The sequence below is a fragment of the Campylobacter sp. CFSAN093249 genome (assembly GCF_011067895.1).
Taxonomy (GTDB): Bacteria; Campylobacterota; Campylobacteria; order Campylobacterales; family Campylobacteraceae; genus Campylobacter_D; species Campylobacter_D jejuni.
The window spans coordinates 1-1,035 of sequence record NZ_JAAMWM010000014.1; the positions used below are offsets into that span (position 1 = coordinate 1).

At 31.3% G+C, this 1,035-nt stretch carries 1 protein-coding gene; it reads right to left on the reverse strand.

The window, feature by feature from the left end:
• Positions 1-1,035, reverse strand: a 1,035-nt coding sequence (locus FBF10_RS08445; protein ID WP_242631172.1) for a methyl-accepting chemotaxis protein, incomplete at its 5' end; no start/stop codon positions are given.

The following is a 1,035-nucleotide window of genomic DNA, read 5'->3' on the forward strand; positions in this document are numbered from 1 at the left end:
TTAAAACCTTTTCTTCTTAACATCTTCTAAGATATTATTAGCTATATCACTTACTGTACTAGAAATAATAGCTGATTCATTAGCAATTTCAACATTATCTTTAGTAGTTTGATCAATTTGAGCTACGCTATCATTGATTTGAGTGATACCTGCAGTTTGTTCTTTAATACTTTCTGCCATATCATTGATAGATTGAACAAGTAAATTAGTATTAGCTTCAATTTCTGATAAAGACTTTTGAGTTCTTTCAGCTAACTTTCTAACTTCATCAGCTACCACTGCAAAGCCTCTACCATGTTCTCCAGCACGAGCTGCTTCAATAGCTGCATTTAAAGCTAAAAGATTGATTTGATCTGCAATATCACCTATAATACCTGTAACATTTTTAATCTCTTCAGATTGAGTGATAACATCACTAGTTTTAACTGAAACATTTTGCATAGAAGAAGTGATCTCTTCTAAAGCTGCTGCAGTTTCTTCTAAAGATTGAGCTTGAGAATTTGAAGAAGTGGTTAAGCTTTGAACAGCAGTTTGTAATTTTCCACTTTCATTAGCTAAGGCATTAGCAAAGTCTGAACTTTGTTTTAGCATTTTAACTATTTCATCACCTAAAGCATTAGTAGTTAATTCTACACTACCGCTAGCATTTTCTAATTTATTTCTAAAGTCTAAGCTTTTGTATTCTTCAAAAATTTTATGAATAGCATTCATATCAGAACCTACTCTAGCTTGTAAAACATCAAGAAGTTTATTTAGAACATTTTTAAGTTCAATAAGTTGTGGGTTTCTTGGATTAGCAGTAATTCTTGCTGTTAAATTACCACCTTCTACAACTGATACGGTTTGAACTGATTCTTTAACGGCTTGATTGTCTTGTTCTAAGCCTCTTTTAGTAGCAAGAATGTTTTCATTGATAGCATTTGAGATTTGTCCAAATTCATCATTGCTTTTTACTTCTATAGTAGAAACATTTTTTGTTTTATAGTTGATAAAATCAAAGAATGAAGTTAAACCTGTTTGGATAGCTGCAAGTGG